This window comes from Croceifilum oryzae, from assembly GCF_030814315.1.
Taxonomy (GTDB): Bacteria; Bacillota; Bacilli; order Thermoactinomycetales; family Thermoactinomycetaceae; genus Baia; species Baia oryzae.
Window position 1 is genome coordinate 159,414 of the sequence record NZ_JAUSUV010000004.1, and the last position, 18,581, is coordinate 177,994.

The following is an 18,581-nucleotide window of genomic DNA, read 5'->3' on the forward strand; positions in this document are numbered from 1 at the left end:
GTTATATAACAGAAAACTGTGTTAGTATAGATTATGAAAAAGGCAATATTGTTATACAACAGTAAGTTCTTTGTTGGATAGAGGGGGAGTTTAGTTGAATCAAGAGTTTTTGGTTCCAGATAAAGTAACGATTTTAGGGGAGTGTAGTGAATCGGGGCATCAGATCTTAACTCCAAGTGCTATTTCATTTCTTGTGGAGTTAGCAAAATGTTTCAGACAACGCAGGGATGAACTGATGTATAACAGGATAGGCCGTCAGACAGAAATGGATCAAGGAGTTCTGCCCGATTTTCTACCTGAAACCCAAAGTATTCGGGAAAGTGATTGGACCATCGCTTCGTTACCCGAGGATTTGCTAGATCGCCGTGTCGAGATTACGGGACCCGCGAGTGATCGGAAGATGGTTATCAATGCGCTTAATTCTGGAGCCAAAGTCTTCATGGCGGATCTGGAAGATTCGAATTCCCCGAGTTGGGAGAACTGCATACAAGGGCAGATCCATCTTCGAGATGCGATTCGTCGTCAGATTGATTTTGTAAATGAGGTTGGCAAAGAGTATAGATTGAAGGAAAAAACGGCTGTTTTGCTCGTACGTCCGCGAGGATGGCACCTTGATGAAAAGCATTTTCTTGTTGATGAAAAACCAATCCCTGCTAGTTTATTTGATTTTGGACTTTATTTTTATCATAACGCTCAAGAATTGCTCGCACGCGGTACGGGTCCTTATTTTTACTTACCTAAGTTGGAAAGTCATCTGGAGGCTAGGCTTTGGAATGATGTATTTGTATTTGCTCAAGATTATATGAAGATTCCACAAGGCACGATTAAAGCAACTGTGTTAATTGAAACGATTTTGGCTGCATTTGAAATGGATGAGATTTTATATGAATTACGGGAGCATTCAGCTGGATTGAATTGTGGAAGATGGGATTATATCTTCAGCTACATTAAGAAGTTATCCAAGCAACCCGAAGTCGTCCTACCAGATAGATCTCAGGTTACGATGACGGTTCCTTTTATGAGGGCTTATACCTTATTAACGGTGAAAACGTGCCATCGAAGAAATGCTCCTGCGATTGGTGGAATGGCGGCGCAAATTCCTGTTAAGGGAAATCCAGAGCTACATCAAGAAGCGATGGATAAGGTAAAAGTCGATAAAGAAAGAGAAGCATCTGACGGACATGATGGAACATGGGTGGCTCATCCCGCTTTAGTTCCCATTGCGATGGAAGTATTTGACCGAATAATGCCAGCTCCAAATCAAACCTCCAAACAGCGACCTGATGTAGAAGTTTCCGCTAGTGATTTACTTGCTGTGCCTGAAGGTACGATCACCGAAGAAGGGTTACGCATGAATATTCGAGTGGGTGTTCAATATCTAGAAGCGTGGTTGCGAGGTTTTGGAGCGGTAGCTCTTAATTATTTGATGGAAGATGTTGCAACTGCTGAAATCTCGAGAGCACAAGTTTGGCAGTGGATTCGTCATGAAAAAGGTGTGCTTGAAGATGGTCGAAAAGTAACAGCTGAGTTATTTCAAGATCTACTCCAGGAAGAGTTGCTGAAGTTAAAAGTGGAAATAGGCGAAGAGCGATATATCCAAAGTCGTTTTCAAGAAGCAACTCAGTTGTTTTCGGAGCTTACACGTAAAGATGAGTTTGAAGAGTTCTTAACGATACCGGCTTATGACATTTTAACCTAATGATAAAAAGGAGTGGATGATCGTGACATTTCAAGATCAACTTACATTACTTAAACAAGAGTGGGAATTAAATCCTCGTTGGAATGGAATTGTGCGTCCCTATCAGGCGGAAGAGGTACTAAAACTTCGTGGATCGCTAGTGATCGAGCATACGCTTGCACAGAAAGGCGCTGAACGCTTATGGGAGCTTATGCATCAGGACCCATTTGTCCGTGCACTGGGTGCACTAACTGGGAATCAGGCTGTTCAACAAGTGAAAGCCGGTTTAAAGGCGATCTATTTAAGTGGATGGCAAGTAGCGGCGGATGCAAACTTATCTGGCCATATGTATCCAGATCAAAGCTTATATCCGGCCAACTCGGTTCCTTCCGTTGTCAAACGCATCAATCAAGCATTGCAACGTGCTGACCAAGTAGAGCATGTAGAGGGAAAAAGTGAGCGGTATTGGTTTGCGCCGATTGTAGCGGATGCAGAAGCAGGTTTTGGAGGACCGCTAAATGTATTTGAATTAATGAAAGGCATGATTGAAGCAGGTGCGGCGGGCGTTCATTTTGAAGATCAATTGGCATCTGAAAAGAAATGTGGTCATCTAGGTGGTAAGGTACTGATCCCGACAGCACATGCAGTTCGTAATTTAGTATCAGCACGTTTAGCGGCGGATGTTATGGGTGTACCGACTATTATCATTGCACGTACAGATGCAAATGCGGCAGAGTTGTTAACCAGCGATATTGACCCTCGTGATGCAGAGTTCTTAACGGGAGAGCGTACTCCAGAAGGATTTTTCCGAATTCGCCCAGGTCTACAAACGGCTATTTCTCGGGGGCTTGCATATGCGCCTTACGCGGATTTGATCTGGTGTGAGACTTCAGAGCCGAATCTAGAAGAAGCTAGACAGTTTGCAGAGGCAATTCATGCGAAATTCCCTGGGAAATTCCTAGCATACAATTGTTCTCCATCTTTTAACTGGAAGAAAAAATTAGATGATGCTACGATTGCGAAGTTTCAAGAGGAGCTTGGTAATATGGGTTATAAATTCCAGTTTGTTACACTCGCAGGCTTCCATAGCTTGAACCATAGTATGTTCCAATTAGCAAAAGGGTATAGCGAACAGGGTATGGCGGCTTACTCTGAATTACAAGAGGAGGAATTTGCAGCAGAACGGCTAGGTTATTCCGCAACGCGCCATCAACGTGAGGTAGGAACAGGTTATTTTGATGAGGTTTCAATGGTTATTTCGGGAGGCACCTCGTCGACTACTGCTTTATCAGGGTCAACAGAGGAAGAGCAGTTTTCTGCCTAAATAGTACAGCTTGTCTAATAACAGAACAGCCGATCGCTTTGTATCGAGCTGTTCTTTTTTTTGTCCATACAGAATAATAATTCCATTAATTATCAGATTATTGTTATTTTTCGAAAGGTTGTTTATGTTTTATGTCGAATATGTAAAGAAGGGGGAGAAGTCTTCTGGTATCAACAGTTTTTATTCAAAATAATGAGGAGGGTGTATAGCATGAATAAAAAATGGCTTTCCCTAGTGTCCATTGTTGTGTTGATCGTTGCCTGTTTTCCGGTACTTGGTTTCAGCCAAAGTAAAAGCCCAACTACTTTTGAATTGGGAACAAAGTTTTACAAGGTATCCAATGTGAAAACGAAGGAGCAACGAACAGCTGTATCTTCTACAGGTGTTGCGATTGAAGAGGTGGGTGCTGATTATGTAAAAGTAGTGGCGACCCCTCAAGAGATAAAAAGCATCAAGCAAAAAGGATTTACTGTGAAAGAAGAAGTAAATTTCTATCCAGAGGATTTTCCCTCATCTGATTCAGGCTATCACAATTACAATGAAATGGTTGCTAAAATCGACGCTGCGGCACTCGCCTATCCTAATATCGTGCAGAAACTTAGCATTGGTCGTTCCTATCAAGGCAGAGAGTTATGGGCAGTAAAAATTAGTGACAATGTACGAACAGATGAAAATGAACCTGAAGTACTTTATACTTCCCTGCATCATGCAAGAGAGCATCTAACGGTTGAGATGGCATTGTATACACTTGACCTATTTACGAAGGAATATGGAAGCAACAAGCAAATTACAGACCTTGTAAATGGACGTGAGATCTATATTGTTTTCAATGTGAATCCAGATGGTGGAGAGTATGATATTGCCACGGGTAGCTATAACTATTGGCGCAAAAACCGTCAGCCCAATTCTGGAAGCTCTTATGTGGGAACGGATTTGAATCGGAACTACGGCTACAAATGGGGTTGTTGCGGAGGATCTAGTGGATCTAAATCAAGTGAAACGTATCGCGGACCATCAGCGTTTTCTGCTCCTGAGACTGCGGCAATGCGTGACTTTATCAACAGTCGAGTAGTAGGTGGAAAGCAACAAATCAAGGCATTGATTACGTTCCATACGTATAGTGAGCTTATTTTGTATCCATACGGCTACACGTATGCTGAGGTTCCAAGCGATATGACGCAAGATGATCACAATGTATTTGAAACCATGGCGAAAGCAATGGCTGGTACAAATGGATATACTCCGCAACAATCAAGTGAGTTGTATATAGCGGATGGAGAGATGACAGACTGGGCTTATGGGGCTCATAAGATATTTGCTTTTACTTTTGAAATGTACCCAAAAAGCTCTTTCCCAGGATTTTATCCTCCTGACGAGGCAATTGCCAAAGAAACATCTCGTAATAAAGCGGCTGTTCTCTATCTAGCAGATAAAGCGGCTTGTCCTTACTCTGTGATTGGAAAATCATGTCCATCTAAAAAATAACAAGCGAGAAGCTGTATCCTTCTTATGGATGCAGTTTCTCTATTTACAGAAACACTTGTTCGATTTATTATGAATATATATGACAGCATAGAAAAGAGAGATTATATTAATGAAAATATATTTTGAAAATGATTGGGATCAAGTATTAGCTGATGTTATACATAATGATGAATTCACGCAATTGCTCTCGAAAGTAGAGGAAGAGAGAAAGACATCTACTATATATCCTAAGGAGGAAGATTTATTTTCCGCTTTTCAGCTTACTTCGTTTGCTGACACCAAGGTCATCATTTTAGGTCAAGATCCATATCACGGAGCTGGACAAGCTCATGGTTTAAGCTTTTCGGTTCAACCTGGGATTAAGACGCCTCCTTCGTTAAAAAATATTTATAAGGAACTCGAATCAGATCTAGGCATTTCCGCTCCGAATCACGGGTACTTAGAGTCGTGGGCGCGTCAAGGAGTTCTTTTATTGAATACGATTTTAACAGTGAGAGAAAGTACGCCACTCGCACATAAGAAAATGGGCTGGGAACGATTTACGGATGCTGTTATCCAAAAATGTAATGAGCGAGAGCAACCAGTTGTGTTTGTATTATGGGGGAAACCTGCTCAAACAAAAAAGAAGCTGATTACCGGGCAACATCATCTGATTTTAGAATCTGTTCATCCAAGTCCATTATCGGCAAGAGGCGGCTTTTTTGGATCTAAGCCATTTTCCCATATCAACCGCTTTTTACAAGAAAATCAAATGAATCCAATCGATTGGTCTATTCCTGTGATCGAGTAGGAAACCAAAAAACAAAAGCCAATTCTGATGAAAATGAATTGGCTTTGTTATCCTCTAAAACTTCTCTAACAAGTTTTCGATTCGGTCTCTACGGTAATCATTTTCATCATCTAACCAAAAAATCTCAATTTTAAAAATGCCCTCTGGAGGAATTTGAGATTTGGATATATTAACTGAAAATGTTATATCGGTATCTTTTGTGTTTGATTTCAATTGAATAGGGACCTTTTTCCGAGTAATAATTATATCCGAGGTAGTTTTTCCAACTACATATACATTGTAGTAGATGGCTGGACGAGCTAGCTTTTGAGATATCTTTAATTTTACAGTATAATTCCCATTCGATCCTGTTACAGAGTGCTTTAGGAATACGTCATTTATAAAATACTTAGGTTCTTCTTTTTTCCACCTGGGTATTTTTTGATCTTCTGTGTTCACTGGATGATTAGTGGATGGTTGTTCTTTTTTTTGTGGCGTTGATGCTTGGTTTGAGAACGATGAGTATCCAATTATCACGATAATGCCAATAATGATGATTCCTAACAGAAAAAGAAGAAATGTAAACCACTTACGATCATATTTCTTCAGTTTTTTTGGAGATCGAAGGTCCCTAGTTTGTAGTTTTTGATGCCCAGTAGGCAATAGGCCATCTAATTCATCTAGTAGATCCCCTATGCTTTGATATCGGTTGTCTGGATTTTTATCAAGTAATTTCGTGATAACTTGAATGCTTCTATCAGAAATAACAGCATTGTATTTTTTGAGATCTGGGACTGGGTCATTAATATGTTGGAGAGCAACCATAACCATTTCTTTAGCACGATAAGGAGGTCGTCCTGCTAGGAGTTCGAAGAATACAACTCCTAATGAATATAGATCAGTGGCAAAGCTGACTGGTTGCTCAGTAATTTGCTCCGGTGACATATAATGAACAGAGCCAACTACTTTCCCTGTTTGTGTAAAGGAGTTTGTCTCTTGCATAACACGAGATATTCCGAAGTCTGCCACTTTATAGGTAGCATCCTCAGTAGAGTAGATAATGTTTTGGGGTTTAATATCTCTATGGATGATTCCTTGATTATGGGCATGGGCAAGTCCAAGGCAAATTTGTCTCATAATATGTACAGCTTCCGTTTCCTCTAGAGGACCATGCTGAGAGATGTATTGTTTTAATGTTTGTCCTTCCACATGTTCCATTACTATATAGTAATTTTGATCGTCTACTCCAGCATCAAACACCTTAACCACATGTGGATGTGAGAGTTTGGCGGTGGCACGCGCCTCGAAAACAAAGCGATTTACAAATACTTGATCATCTAACAACGAGTGATTTAAGATTTTTACAGCAACAAAACGTTCTAATACTAAATCAATCGCTTTGTATACAGTGGCCATTCCACCGCCACCAATCTGTTCCACCAGCTCATATCGGTTGTCTAATTTATGACCTATTTCCATCTCTTTAATTCCTTTCAGGAAATCTGTTTTATATGTAGATATGATACCATGAAAATGAATGGTCATTTTATACAAATATATTAAAACTAGTTTGTTTAACAAACAAAAAAGAAAATCAATTTCGTACAGAAATGATGTATTTTATCCTATTACATAGGCGAAATTATGAATATATCTATAAATTTCGGAGGAAATGATGAATCATCACTTTAAAAACCAAAAAATTCTTCCTGCTGCGAAGAATATTAAGCAATTTGAGAGACTGATGAAGACGAACTTTGAATATATTATTCTCCTTGATAGTCATGTTGCTCAATTGCAAGCATTAATGAATTTAGCGAATCAACATAAGAAAAAAGTATTGTTGCATGTGGATTTAGTGCAGGGATTGCGTAGTGATGAGTACGCTGCTGAGTTTATTTGTCAAACCATTCGACCTGCTGGACTTATTTCAACTCGGACCCCTGTTGTAAGTGTTGCCAAAAAGAAATCACTGATCGCGATTCAGCGGGTTTTTCTCTTGGATGCTCATGCTTTAAATACAAGTTATCGTTTACTTGAATCGTTTAAACCTGACTTTGTTGAAGTTTTACCTGGAATTATGCCACATATTATCCGTGAAGTTGTGGAACATACAGGTATACCCGCATTAGCAGGGGGGCTAATTCGGACAGAAGACGAAGTTAGGCAAGCGATTCAAGCAGGTGCTGTTGCGGCGACAACGTCAAGTGAGAAACTTTGGAAAATAAAATTCTAAATAAAGGCTTGTCATCGACATGATAATCATTTATCATAAGTCCATGAAATCGTTTTCACAAGTTAATAGTAGTAGTGATGAGATGAGGAGAGTCACGGAAAGTCTTCTGCTTCTGAATGAAGAAGGGTGAAGGGTTTTTTAGTGGGTCTTTTTTCTTTCGTTCTGATGTTTAAATAATTTGTCTTTTTCATTCATCTCATCACTACCAAATACTAGGGAGGCATCTCAAATGTCTATTTTTGTAGCAGAATTAATCGGTACCATGCTTCTAGTCCTTTTAGGAAACGGGGTAGTAGCGGGAGTAGTCTTAAACAAATCGAAAGCCCAAAATTCGGGCTGGATCGTAATTACGTTTGGTTGGGGATTTGCCGTAATGCTGGCAGCTTACATGGTAGGTCACTACAGTGGGGCTTATCTAAATCCTGCTCTAACAATTGGTTTTGCAGTAGCTGGAAAGCTAGCATGGGCAAAAGTGGGCTCGATGATTGCAGCTCAAATGATTGGAGCTATTTTAGGAGCCGTTCTTGTATGGTTGCATTACTTGCCACACTGGAAGGAAACACAAAGTCCGGCAGATAAATTAGCAGTATTCTCTACAGGTCCTGCTATCAGAAGTCCGTTTGCTAACTTTATAAGTGAAGCAATTGGTACATTCGTTCTTGTTTTCGTACTACTAGCATTTGGAGCAAAAGGCCTAGTCTTTGCAGATGGACTGCAAACGATGGCGGTAGCATTTTTAATCGTTTCGATCGGTATGTCACTCGGTGGAACAACTGGATATGCAATTAACCCAGCACGTGATTTAGGACCTCGTATTGCTCATGCGATTCTACCAATCGCAGGTAAAGGATCTTCTGATTGGGGATATGCATGGATTCCAGTACTTGGACCGATTGTCGGAGCAATCTTGGCAGCGGTTGCATATGGAGCAGTCCTTTAATAGAAAGTACGCCTAGTCATCCCTTAAAATACAGATAAATGAGGTGTTTGTATTGGAAAAGAAATATGTGTTATCCATTGACCAAGGAACTACAAGCTCTAGAGCGATCTTATTTGATAAAGAAGGTAAGATTTTAGGTAGTGCGCAGAAGGAGTTTACACAAATCTTTCCACAAGCTGGTTGGGTTGAGCACGACGCGATGGAGATATGGGGATCTGTACAAAGCGTTATCTCTGAAGTCCTAGCTAAGCATCCTGTTTCCGCGCATGAAGTAGCTGCGATTGGGATTACAAACCAAAGAGAAACCGCAGTTGTTTGGGATAAGAATACTGGGGAGCCAGTTTACAACGCGATTGTATGGCAATCTAGACAAACAGCTGGTATTTGCGAAGAGCTAAAAGCAGCAGGTCATGATGAGTTATTCCGCAATAAAACAGGTTTGCTAATTGACGCTTACTTCTCTGGAACCAAAGTAAAATGGATTTTGGACAATGTAGAAGGTGCGAGAGAAAAAGCAGAAAACGGCGACCTATTATTTGGAACGATTGATACTTGGTTAGTATGGAAGTTATCAGGTCGCAAGGCACATGTAACAGACTATACAAACGCTTCTCGTACACTTATGTACAATATCTATGATTTGCAGTGGGATGATGAATTACTTGAAATCTTAACGGTTCCGAAGTCTATGCTTCCAGAAGTTCGTTCTTCCTCCGAAGTATATACAGTGACCGAGAAGTCCTTGTTCTTTGGCGAAGAGATCGCGATTGCAGGGATTGCTGGAGATCAGCAAGCAGCTCTATTCGGACAAGCTTGTTTTGAACCAGGAATGGCGAAAAACACTTACGGAACTGGTTGTTTCATGCTAATGAACACAGGGGAGCAAGCGGTTCGCTCTCAGCACGGTCTATTAACAACCATCGCTTGGGGTATTGATGGCAAAGTAGAATATGCATTAGAAGGTAGTATCTTCGTGGCTGGTTCTGCGATCCAATGGCTACGTGATGGCTTACAATTGATCAAATCAGCAAGTGACACAGAAGAACTTGCCGCGCGTGTAGATTCTACAGATGGCGTATACGTAGTACCAGCTTTTGTAGGTCTTGGCACTCCGTATTGGGATAGTGATGCAAGAGGTGCAATCTTCGGTTTAACAAGAGGAACCAATCAATCTCATTTAGTAAGAGCAACTCTAGAGTCACTTGCTTATCAAACCAAAGATGTATTAGCATCCATGGAAGCGGATTCTTCTATTGAATTGAAGAAACTACGTGTAGATGGTGGAGCAACTGCAAATAACTTCTTAATGCAGTTCCAAAGTGATATCCTAGGTGTGCCAGTTGAGCGACCTGTTGTTCTAGAAACAACTGCGCTAGGTGCTGCTTATCTCGCGGGGATTGCCGTTGGATTCTGGAAAGACAAGCAAGAAATTGCTGAAAACTGGAACGTTGATCGTGATTATGAATCTGATATGGATGACAAAACTCGTGACGCGCTGTATAATGGTTGGGTAAAAGCTGTAAGCTCTACCCGTACATTTAAATAATTTCGGAACGAATTGAACAAGTTAATAAATGGATGAGACGAGGAGATCAACCACATCACCCTAACACAATGTGTTAGGGTAGTGTGGTTTTTCCTTTTTGAGAAAAAGGGAGGTAGTTGAGGATGAGTACTGTTTTTTCTGTTAACGGGCGTACAAAAGAATTACAAGAGGTATCCTCAGAGAAGGTCGATTTATTAGTAATTGGTGGTGGAATTACAGGTGCCGGGATTGCGCTGGATGCTCAATCACGAGGATTAAACACAGTGTTAATTGAAATGCAAGATTTCGCAGCAGGAACATCAAGCCGTTCTACCAAGCTGGTTCATGGCGGGCTACGTTATCTGAAACAACTGGAATTTGGAATTGTTGCAGAGACAGGCACAGAACGTGCGATTGTGTATGAAAACGCACCGCATGTTACCAAGCCTGAATGGATGCTCTTACCGATCGTAAAAGGTGGAACCTACGGTAAGCTAGCTAGTTCGATTGGGATTTGGATCTACGATTTATTAGCGGGTGTAAAAAGAAACGAACGTCGTCAAATGCTAAATCTAGAGCAAACTCGCGAAAAAGAACCGCTTCTCCGTGATGAAAATCTAAAGGGTTCTGGATACTATGTAGAGTATCGCACTGATGATTCAAGGCTTACATTAGAAGTAATGAAGAAAGCATCTGAATACGGTGCGAAAGCATTTAACTATGTAAAAGCAGAAGGTCTTATTTATGACAATGGCAAGTTAGTCGGTGTGAAAGCGATTGACTTACTAACAAATAAGAAGTTCGACATCTATGCTAAAAAGATTGTAAATGCTACAGGCCCATGGGTAGATGAATTGCGTGAACAAGATGGTTCTAAAAAAGGGAAGTACCTGCATTGGACAAAAGGTGTACACATTGTCGTAGATCAAAAGAGATTCCCACTTAGTCAAGCTGTTTATTTTGATACTCATGACAAACGTATGGTTTTTGCGATTCCACGTGATGGTAAGACCTATATCGGAACAACAGACACTGATTTCCATGCAGATCTTACGCATCCTAGGATGACAAAAGAAGATCGTGACTACATTATCGCGGCAACCAATCACATGTTCCCTTCCGTTGGTTTGACAGCAGAGGATGTAGAATCAAGTTGGGCAGGAGTTAGACCTCTCATCCATGAAGAAGGAAAATCTCCATCTGAAATTTCTCGAAAAGATGAGATCTTCCATTCTGAGTCAGGGTTGATTACGATTGCGGGTGGAAAGTTGACTGGATATCGTAAAATGGCTGAACGAGTGGTTGATTTAGTTGGCTCTGAGCTTGAAAAAGAAGAAGGAAGAAACTTTAAAGATTGTCATACAGAGAAGATGGTTCTTTCTGGCGGAGATCTAGGAGGTTCTAACGGCTATAAAGCAGTGATTGAAGGAAAAATAGAGCTAGGGGTTCAAATAGGCTTGTCTAGAGAAGAAGCATCACGTCTAGCTAATCGCTATGGTAGTAATATCGATCAAGTTTATGAAATCATAAACAAAGGCGCTCAAGAGGCAAAGAAATATCATCTTTCTACAGAAGTATATGGAGCGCTTGTATACGGAATGGAATATGAAATGGTAGCTACTCTAGTTGACTTCTTTATTCGTAGAACAGGTAGTTTATTATTTGATATCGCATGGGTTAGAGAATGGAAAGAGATTGTCTTACAATACATGAAAGAACAATTAGATTGGGATGAGCAGACCACAGAACATCATATGAAAAATCTTGAACAAGAAATCAAATATGCTACAGAAGCGCTTTAATGATTGCGAAAAAACCTCCATTTGCTCATAACAATGGAGGTTTTTTCGCAATGAGTGCTATTAATTTATAAAGTGTAAATTTTAGATATACAAAGTATAAAATTATTTACAATTTCGTGTTAAGTGTTTGATTTCATGTTATGATAGGATTGTTTGTTTCGATCTAAGGGGAATGTGTAATCATAATTTTTCTAATTTTAGGAGGAGTACTATGTTCAGCTTGTTGAGGAAATCTTCAAAGCTTGTCCTTTCGTTTGCAATCGTGACAGTATCGATTCCACTCTATTTTTGGAATGAAACACCTGTTCACGCAGAGGGTCCAACTGATCCAGCTCCGTTTATTAATCCAAAGGTTGTAAATGGGAATGCCGGGAAAAAGGTGTTGTTTGATAATACCCATGGACAAACTGCTGGTGCCGCTGACTGGGTAATCGATGGTGGTTTCTCTGATTTTGCAAATGGACTTGCTACTGATGGCTTCTATGTAAAAGAACTGCGAAAGAAAACTCCGATTACACTTAATGATCTAAAGGGATATGATGTACTGGTTATTGGTGAAGCAAATATCCCATATAAACAGACTGAGCAAGCTGCTATGAAACAATATGTGGAGCAAGGCGGCAGTATTTTCTTTATTGGGGATCACTACAATGCAGATCGCAATAAGAACCGCTGGGATGGTTCTGAAGTAATGAATGGCTATCGACGTGGAGCATATGGAAATCCAACAAAGGGGATGAGTGACGAGGAGAAAAATTCAGAAGCGATGAAGGATGTCACAAGTACGGACTGGCTTAACGAGCAGTTTGGTATCCGCTTCCGATATAATGCAATTGGAGATGTAACCGCTAACCATGTTGTAGCTCCTGAGCAGAGCTTTGGAATTACATCAGGTGTTTCAAATGTAGCGATGCATGCTGGATCTACGTTGATGATTACAGACCCTAAAAAAGCAAAAGGTCTTGTATATCTACCAACCACGAATGTTAAATGGGCGCCCGCAGTTGACCAAGGAGTCTATATGGGTGGTGGAGTAGCAGAAGGTCCTTATATGGCGGTCGCGAAAAAAGGGCAAGGTAAAGCTGCTTTTATCGGTGATTCTTCACCAGTTGAAGATATTACTCCCAAATATCTTCGTGAGGAAAATGGAAAAAAGAAGACCACCTATGATGGCTTTAAAGAGCAAGATGATGCGAAATTGCTAGTGAATACAGTTAGTTGGTTGGCTAAAAAAGAAACATATACTAGCTTTGATCAAGTAGAGGGGCTTCAATTAGATCAACCAACACCTACACTGCCGATGGAAGAACCAGCAGCTTCGACTGAGCCTCAAGCAGAACCTTGGGCAGCGCCTGAAGCAGGTTATAAATGGTGGGATTCGAGTACTTTTAAACCCGGATCTTACGGTTCATCACAAGCACCTACCCCTCAACCTGTTTATACCCTTACTCACCAATCCGTCTTACCTGATGGTGAAGAATTTGGGCTGAGAGTTACTGTAGATCACTTAACACCTGGTCAGACGCTATCTGGTTTAGATTTAGGGATTTATCAAGCAGGTGGCGCCCAAGTAGCCATGTTGAAAAAAGCAGATGGTACATGGCCAGACTCTTTTGGATATAGCGCCCCATTTGATATCAAAGCAGATGCAACAGGAAAAGCGAAAATCGACCTTACTATGAAAATAAAGCAAGCAACAACAGGATCTGCTACCCTGCGCCTTCGTCTCGATAAATCCGCTGTATACTCAGAGACCGTCACAATTAATCGTGTACCTGTCGAGCCAATACCAGGCGAGCCTACTGATGTAAAACCTCCTGTCACTACTTATTCCGTAGAAGGGACCAAGCTATCGACAGGAACCTATTTGAATAAAGCGATTCTTACTTTAAAAGCAACGGATGATACGGCTGTGAAGAAAGTAGAATACCGCTTTGAAGGAAAGGAAAATTGGGAGGAGTATTCAGCCCCCATATCTTTGAGCGGTGAGCAAACACAACCATTGTCATTTCGGTCCATTGACTCAGTAGGAAATATGGAAAAGGCTCAGGTTGTCACGATTCCTGTGGCAAAAGTGGATGTAGATTTCTTATGTGATTATGTAAAAAACAGTAAGTGGATCAATCCTAAGTTGGAAAAAACTATTTTACAACATGCGGATCAAGCGAAAAAGTATTTCACCCTCGCGCATGAGGAATATGCAAAAGGGAATTGGATTTTAGGAACCATTTATAAAGCAAATGGATTCGTTTCAATTGGAAAAGTGGTAGATTTGGTATCTAAAAATCCAGATTGGATTAATACAGATGCTAAGAAGGATGTTTCCCTCATTTTGGAGGCACTTTTAGCACAAAATAAGTAAATGGGCAGGCCCGGTGTAGCCTCCCCATTAGATTGAAACAAACGATTGTGCCGCCTTTGAAAAGAGGTGGCCTTTTTAATATAGATACTTGTTACGTCCATAGGTTTTTCCATAGCGAATCATTTTATAAAGCGCTCGTCTATCAGGTAATCTTGCGAAAGGATGGAGTCCAGGGCTTGTGTTAAATTCCAAGATCCAGGGTTTAAGATCGGAATCGAGTGCGATATCAAGCCCGATTTCTCTAATACTAGGGTATACTTTTTCTAGATGATTTCCGATGGACACACTAAACGCTTCTAGTTGGCGAATATATGGGTGTAATTTTCCATGAGGAATATAAGGTGCTAGGAGTGTCTCAATGGGTTTAATGGTAGCTCCTTTACTTCCGTTCGTTACGACCAATTTTTTATTTCCTACTCGTCCGGCTATGCCCGTAACTTCCCATTGCTTGCTGGGATTATGTTGAACCATAATTCGAAAATCAAAGGAAGATTTTTTATGGGTTAACATGTTAATCCCTTGTTGAATTAAATATTTTTCTTTGCCTGTATACTTACTTATGAACTTACATAATGGATTGAAATTTGAAAAAATCCGAGTGATCTTCTCATAGCGTACTTCGTATTTCCCTTCTTTGATGCTAACTCGAATAATTCCTCTTCCTTGTGAACCTAGGTCGGGTTTAATATAGACCATTTGATATGCTGTTAAAAAGTCTTGGAGATTCTCTTTACTCCACATTCCGGTTGTCGGAATATTAGCTTTAAGCTGATTGTTTTTTGATAGAGCTAGTGTCTTAGTCCATTTGCTAGACAAACGAAATGAATATCTTTTCAATGAACTCACTCCTTTCCTCCAATATATGTACAAGTTCAGAATTGTTCACGGCAGAAGGAATTCGCCCTGACACAAATTCATATAATGATTTGAACTAAATTTCATAGAAAGTGAGTGATTATAATGGTTGAAAAAGAGAGGTTACAAACGAAAATAAATGAAATGATTAACTATTTTCCATGGTATAAGGATTACCTATCCTCTATGAAGCTGGATAATTTATTCCAATTGCCTTTGATTACGAGAGAAATGCTTGAAAAACATTATTATCATCAAGACTTTAATCCAGCTTGGAAGATCTATCAAACTTCCGGAACCAGTTCGAACAAACGGAAGAAAATTGCCTATTCTAAGGAAGATGATCAAGAGTATTTGGATAAAAAAGTACAGATCTACGCTCGCTTTCTCCGAGACAAACCGATTCGAACAGCTATGTCCGATATGGGTACAGGGCATGCTGCAAATACTGCAATGGAGGTTTTTAAAAGCGTAGGATTAATCTGTGAAGATATTCCGTATCATTTGCCTGTACAAGATCATGTGAAATTATTAAAACAATTTCGACCAGATTGTCTTTACACCATGCCGTCCATTTTAGAAAGTATTCTGTCGGCTACAGATCACCCAGAACAGTTTGGGATACAAAAGGTTATATTAGTGGGGGAAGTGGCCAGCGCTGAGTGGCAGAAAAAAGTGGCATCTCGTTTGGGTATAGATCGACAAGATATTATGGATACGGTTGGATCTATCGAAATTGGAACTATTGCCTATTATTCACATGAGCATGGGTGTTATCTTTTTGTAGAGGACTTAGTACCGGAAGGAATAAGGGCAGAGGAAGTAGGATTGAATGTGGATTTACTGAGGGAAGATGAGCGAATTCTAACGCTTACATCCTTTTCAAGAAAAACATTTCCTGCTGTTCGTTTTGTTACCTATGATGTGGTTCGTGGTTTCAAACCGATCCAAGTAGCAGGTAAAATGGTTCCTAGTTTCCAATCGCTCGTAAAACGAGTCGGTACAGAATGGAAGCATGGTGAGAAAATTAGTTTTTATGATATAGAGGAGGCCGCATTCCGATATCTGGACAAGGCTACTATCTGGATCCAGGTAGATCAGAATAAGCTGTTGGTTTGGATTGATAGTCCATTTATCACGGACTTGATTCAAAAACAAATCCAACTTGATATACAAGATCAAATTCCTGAGATCGGGATTATGATTCGAAATGGAATTCTGGATGAAATTCAAGTAAATATTGTAACAGATCCCAAACAGTTTCAAACGGATCGGGTAAAGAAGAAAGTAATTCACCATAAGCAATGGGAACGTCATTAGTCCTTGTTCAAAGCCAAGAGAACGAAGATGTAAAACACTCTTCGTTCTCTTGGCTTTTTTGGTTTCTTTCGCTTATGTTTCAAATCTAGATAACTATCAAAAAGATAGCCCATCTATCAATGGGATATGCTAGTGTACAAGAGTTTTATCCCCTTTCGCATAATTTATACTATCTCAGAAAGAGGGGATGAATTATGGGGTACGGAAAAGTGATAAGTAAGATTGGCAATTATGGGATACTTCGTCGGAACTCCGCGACTGCTTCTCATCTTCCGGAAACACTTCGCTTCTCTCTAGAGACCTTTAAACAAATGTGTCAGAAGTATGATTTGATTTATGTGAAGCCAAACGATTCTAGCAAAGGAAAAGGTGTCATAAGGGTTGAAAAACTAGCAAATGGCCAATTCCTCGTTAAGGATCGAGATTTAAAAGGGAAAGCGACTGTTTCAGACATTCAAGCGGCATATAAACGGATTTTAGCCAGAAAAATGAAAGGTAGAACATACCTTGTCCAACAAGGAATTAATAGTGTTATGAAATCCGGTCGCGCCTTTGATATTCGAGCTCATTTCATGCGTCTGAATGGAAAATGGACTTGCATGGGGCTAATTGGAAAGCAAGCACCGTCACTAGGAGTCGTTACAAATGGTTCTAGTGGAGGGACTACAATCCTAGTTCCTAAGCTATTACGCTCTAAACTAGGTTACTCTGAACAAAAATCTGTGGAAACGCAAAATCAACTTGAACAGATTGCCGCAGAATCAGTAAAATCAATTTCTAGATCTTTTCCTTCTTGGGGAGAATTTGGTGTTGATTTAGCCATTACTCCTAACGGGAAGATCTGGATCTACGAAGTAAATATCACTCCCGGAAGTTCACTATTTAAACGACTCAGTCCTACTGTTTACAAGCAAATTTTAACCAATCGTAAAAGAGCTAAGTAATACGAATGAAGCCCATTGTGGGCTTTTTTATTTTGTTCATAGAGTTTGCCACTAACATAAAAATGTGTGCTCCTCCTTCTAGAACCAAGGAAAAGCACACATATATTGGGGGAGAAATGATACGGTTAGCCTACTACAGCTCCCCCTTCAGGTGTCCAATGAATCGTGCCATGTTCAAACCGTTGCATACGTCCTCCACCAGGTCGGTCTTCTTCAGGACTAATAGGGTAACCAAGAGGACTTCTTTCCCATCCGAGTTCAGCCCACTTGACTCGTATACCTCCATAAATTTCTTGAGCGCCTGTTTCAGGTGTCCAATAGATGGATGATTCAGGCTTATCTGGTAAATGCAAAGCGCGAAAATGGTTATATCGTCCTCGTCCATCTGGAGTTCCAAGCTCATCGGTAATCGGATAACCGTACTGTTCCCGACCGATTTGCATCCAGCGAGCACTAATATCTCCCCGAACAGAAAATGCCCCTATCTCTGGATGCCATGCAACATTTCCCCACACAAACCGCTGAAATCGTCCAGTACCATCGAAGGTTGGTAGCTCAACATCTAATGTGTCTCCAAGAAAGCTGATCAAACTCGCCCATTTTCCAAAGATATATCCAAATATGTCATGAGAAGTTCTAACGACTTCAAAAGTAAGGGTGTAATCTCCTCCATCGCCTTGGACTCGGACACTTTTTTCAAAAACGGCTGGATTTGCAGCATTTAACTCGTCACGGGTAAAACGTAACTCTTGGACCGAGATAACGTCGTCTAAGTTAAGCCCTACTGATGTAGGAGTTTTCAGGACTCCTGTTATGTCTCTGACAAGCTTTGTAACCCGATCTGGACGGCTTAGACTCAGGCTTCCAAAGAGGGCTGAACTGATGGTGCCTTTGACCAAATTACGTAAGACCTCGGCGTCACCGTTATCGTTTTCCATAAATGCAAAGATAAAAATCACTTGATCCGGGTTGTCTAATGGAGTGGACCTACCATCTATTCCCCAGAAACATTGAGAGATGTTACCAGCATTGTGCGTCTCAGCTCCATCTACACCTGTATACGGACCATATCGAACCACTTCGTAAGCAGGAAGTGGGACTGGGAATCCTGCAATATTAACAGTGGATGCTAAGTCAATCGCAGCTGCAAAAAGATAAGGTTCATCTTCACCCACTTCATCCGTTTCTTCATGGCAACGAAATCGTTTAAAATAAATTTTGAACATGATATTCTCCTAACAAGTACTATTTTTTTTAGTTTGGTTTTTTCTTAGGAAAATATGTGTCTTTTAAATGGTATGATCGATGCATGGAAATCCATACTAGAAATACGTTAGTCAG

14 protein-coding genes are annotated in these 18,581 nt (G+C 40.4%); 11 read left to right on the plus strand and 3 right to left on the minus strand.

Going from position 1 to position 18,581, the window contains the following annotated elements:
• Positions 1-94: 94 nt before the first annotated feature.
• The 4 genes from aceB to J2Z48_RS05565 all read left to right on the plus strand — a co-directional run bounded on the left by aceB (position 95) and on the right by J2Z48_RS05565 (position 5,277).
• Positions 95-1,699 (plus strand): malate synthase A, encoded by a 1,605-nt coding sequence (gene aceB / locus J2Z48_RS05550; RefSeq protein WP_370872882.1) that lies wholly within the window; start codon positions 95-97, stop codon positions 1,697-1,699.
• Between the two features lie 22 nt (positions 1,700-1,721).
• The gene (gene aceA, locus J2Z48_RS05555; protein ID WP_370872883.1) at positions 1,722-3,002 is read left to right on the plus strand and encodes an isocitrate lyase; all 1,281 of its coding nucleotides are present in this window, start codon (positions 1,722-1,724) and stop codon (positions 3,000-3,002) included.
• A gap of 210 nt (positions 3,003-3,212) precedes the next feature.
• On the plus strand, positions 3,213-4,487 hold the full coding sequence (locus tag J2Z48_RS05560) for a M14 family metallopeptidase (protein WP_307251638.1): 1,275 nt from the start codon (positions 3,213-3,215) through the stop codon (positions 4,485-4,487).
• A 109-nt stretch (positions 4,488-4,596) separates the two neighbouring features.
• The gene (locus tag J2Z48_RS05565; protein ID WP_307251639.1) at positions 4,597-5,277 is read left to right on the plus strand and encodes a uracil-DNA glycosylase; all 681 of its coding nucleotides are present in this window, start codon (positions 4,597-4,599) and stop codon (positions 5,275-5,277) included.
• Between the two features lie 54 nt (positions 5,278-5,331).
• On the opposite strand, the gene J2Z48_RS05570 is transcribed toward J2Z48_RS05565, so the two are convergent.
• The gene (locus tag J2Z48_RS05570) at positions 5,332-6,735 is read right to left on the minus strand and encodes a protein kinase domain-containing protein (protein WP_307251641.1); all 1,404 of its coding nucleotides are present in this window, start codon (positions 6,733-6,735) and stop codon (positions 5,332-5,334) included.
• Positions 6,736-6,931: 196 nt separating this feature from the next.
• Between J2Z48_RS05570 and J2Z48_RS05575 the strand changes: the two genes are divergently transcribed.
• The 5 genes from J2Z48_RS05575 (at position 6,932) to J2Z48_RS05595 (ending at position 14,121) form a co-directional block, all read left to right on the plus strand.
• Entirely contained in the window at positions 6,932-7,492 is a 561-nt protein-coding gene (locus J2Z48_RS05575) for a glycerol-3-phosphate responsive antiterminator (RefSeq protein WP_307251803.1), read from the plus strand.
• A gap of 229 nt (positions 7,493-7,721) precedes the next feature.
• Positions 7,722-8,432: an MIP/aquaporin family protein gene (locus J2Z48_RS05580; RefSeq protein WP_307251643.1), complete on the plus strand. Its 711-nt coding sequence runs from the start codon at positions 7,722-7,724 to the stop codon at positions 8,430-8,432.
• A 52-nt stretch (positions 8,433-8,484) separates the two neighbouring features.
• The gene (glpK, locus tag J2Z48_RS05585; RefSeq protein WP_307251645.1) at positions 8,485-9,978 is read left to right on the plus strand and encodes a glycerol kinase GlpK; all 1,494 of its coding nucleotides are present in this window, start codon (positions 8,485-8,487) and stop codon (positions 9,976-9,978) included.
• Between the two features lie 122 nt (positions 9,979-10,100).
• Positions 10,101-11,759, plus strand: a complete 1,659-nt coding sequence (locus J2Z48_RS05590) for a glycerol-3-phosphate dehydrogenase/oxidase (protein ID WP_307251647.1) — start codon at positions 10,101-10,103, stop codon at positions 11,757-11,759.
• A gap of 211 nt (positions 11,760-11,970) precedes the next feature.
• Entirely contained in the window at positions 11,971-14,121 is a 2,151-nt protein-coding gene (locus tag J2Z48_RS05595; RefSeq protein ID WP_307251650.1) for an OmpL47-type beta-barrel domain-containing protein, read from the plus strand.
• Between the two features lie 75 nt (positions 14,122-14,196).
• Here J2Z48_RS05595 and J2Z48_RS05600 read toward each other — a convergent pair whose 3' ends face one another.
• Positions 14,197-14,958 carry a YheC/YheD family protein gene (locus J2Z48_RS05600; protein ID WP_307251651.1) on the minus strand — a complete coding sequence of 254 codons (762 nt, stop codon included), beginning with the start codon at positions 14,956-14,958 and terminating at the stop codon, positions 14,197-14,199.
• Between the two features lie 123 nt (positions 14,959-15,081).
• Between J2Z48_RS05600 and J2Z48_RS05605 the strand changes: the two genes are divergently transcribed.
• Entirely contained in the window at positions 15,082-16,296 is a 1,215-nt protein-coding gene (locus tag J2Z48_RS05605; RefSeq protein ID WP_307251653.1) for a phenylacetate--CoA ligase family protein, read from the plus strand.
• 194 nt (positions 16,297-16,490) lie between these two features.
• A complete protein-coding gene (locus J2Z48_RS05610) occupies positions 16,491-17,240 on the plus strand; it encodes a YheC/YheD family protein (RefSeq protein WP_307251654.1) in 750 nt (249 codons plus the stop codon).
• A 125-nt stretch (positions 17,241-17,365) separates the two neighbouring features.
• Here J2Z48_RS05610 and J2Z48_RS05615 read toward each other — a convergent pair whose 3' ends face one another.
• The gene (locus J2Z48_RS05615) at positions 17,366-18,466 is read right to left on the minus strand and encodes an LGFP repeat-containing protein (protein WP_307251656.1); all 1,101 of its coding nucleotides are present in this window, start codon (positions 18,464-18,466) and stop codon (positions 17,366-17,368) included.
• Positions 18,467-18,581: the final 115 nt, after the last annotated feature.